This is a genomic window from Bradyrhizobium sp. (assembly GCF_049586575.1).
Taxonomy (GTDB): domain Bacteria; phylum Pseudomonadota; class Alphaproteobacteria; order Rhizobiales; family Xanthobacteraceae; genus Bradyrhizobium.
The window spans coordinates 1-1,732 of record NZ_JBAVCF010000056.1 but is presented as its reverse complement, the minus strand read 5'-3'; the positions used below and the strand labels follow the sequence as shown (position 1 = coordinate 1,732).

The 1,732-nt window shown below is 60.5% G+C and carries 2 protein-coding genes; both read left to right on the top strand.

Going from position 1 to position 1,732, the window contains the following annotated elements; translation table 11 throughout:
• The first annotated feature begins 511 nt into the window (after positions 1-511).
• On the top strand, positions 512-874 hold the full coding sequence (locus tag WB528_RS01825) for a hypothetical protein (protein WP_423886722.1): 363 nt from the start codon (positions 512-514) through the stop codon (positions 872-874).
• A 656-nt stretch (positions 875-1,530) separates the two neighbouring features.
• Positions 1,531-1,732, top strand: a 202-nt coding sequence (locus tag WB528_RS01820; protein ID WP_423886721.1) for a transposase, incomplete at its 3' end; no start/stop codon positions are given.

The following is a 1,732-nucleotide window of genomic DNA, read 5'->3' as shown; positions in this document are numbered from 1 at the left end:
GAGAGAAGTTGTTGCCTCAACTTAGGCTTCTGTACTGGGCGGCAGGGGTGTCGGGGGGATGGGGATGCCGCCCAGCCGGCCTAATTGAATGAGCAAATAATCATTACCCTCCAATAATCCAGCGCCGCAGGGACATACTGCTGTGGCAACCGCGCTGACGAATTCGGTCTCGTTGAGGCGCTGACGAATTGGGTCTCGTTGAGATTCGACAGGGTTGTCAGGCAGCCCTATCTACCCGTACGTCATGGTTTTGTTGCGTGAGCGTAGCCGCTGCACGGTCGGCTTTATCGAGCCGTGCCTACCGTCCCCTGCCAAGCTGCCGCCGTGCGGCTCGGGGTGGATTCACGAGATCAAACACGGCGGATTCCGGCTCCTGGCGCGCGGGATGCCGCTGGCGTGCGCCTGGTTACCCGCGAGGGCAACGACTTTACTCCAGCGCTTCCCCTTGATCGCCTTTGGCGGTTGCTAAGTTGGACATCCACTTCTGCCTGATCGATGGCGCGGCCATTGTGTGCGACGGCAACGGTTTGGCCGTTTCGAGCTAATCCGAAGGCAGCAGACCAGTGCTGCGGCGGTCCATTGTGCGTTTGACGTTCTCGAATTGGACGGTGAAGATTTGCGTCGGCTCCCGATTGAGCAGCGCAAGCAACGGCTCGCGAAACTGCTTCGTGGCGCTCCGACAAACATCGTCCCTAACGAGCATTTCGAGGGCGACGGCGCCATGATCTTCAAGCACGCATGTAAGCTCGGCTGTGAGGGCATCGTGTCGAAGCGGCTCGGGTCACCATACCGATTGGGCCGAACGCCGCGTTGGCTCAAGGCCAAGAACCCGAAAGCGCCGGCGATCACCGTTCGCCGCCAATTTCGCGAATGATCACTTCGCGGAGGGCAGCAGCAGTCTCGGCGTTCGCTCGCGGCCGAGACCAGCGGAAGCCATGGCCGACGAGTTCGAGCGGGGCCGAGCCAAATGGGTTGATCGTAACGCGTGGTATTTCGGGTCGGCCGACGCATTTTCTCGCACGGTGGGCCGCTTGGCGGCACGCAGAGCCGCAATAACGCTGGCGGCGAGATCCAGGGGATGGATCAAGCAGCACACCACAGGAAGCACAGTTCTCGGCGTTGCCGGCCCGACCTTGTCTTTTTTGCGCGGGAGGACCGCAGCCTATCATCGCTGGCACTCCCCTAGGCGGCTTTGAGAGCGCCAAGACGTAGAATAAATTCAAGTCGGTCAGTCGGGGGACTGACGGAAACGGGCACCCGGCACCAATAAAATCAGGAATTTATTGAAGAATATGGCGCAAAAATCTCCCCCGAAATCCAGGCTGGGAAGCCAATGGGAAGAATAATCCAAACCTGCCCGGTCTGTTCGACGAATCCCGCCGAAGTCACCGGATGGGGGCCGCTCGTGCGCGTCAAGTGCGCCCGTTGCGGAGAGTTTAGTCTCGCGGACTCGCTCTATAGCGATCTGCCGGAATTATTCTGAACCGCCCCGGGTTTGCCGGAGGCTCCAACTCTTGAGAGGATGGAGCCATGGACAAGCAGCAAAGGCAGAAGTTTTCACCTGAATTGCGCGAGCGCGCCGTGCGGATGGTGATCGAGCACCGAGGCGATCACGCCTCGCAATGGGCGGCGATCGTCTCGATTGCGGCGAAGATCGGGTGTACGGCGCAGACCCTTCACAACTGGGTGGCCCAGGCTGAGAGGGACCAGGGCCGTCGCGCTGGCACCACGA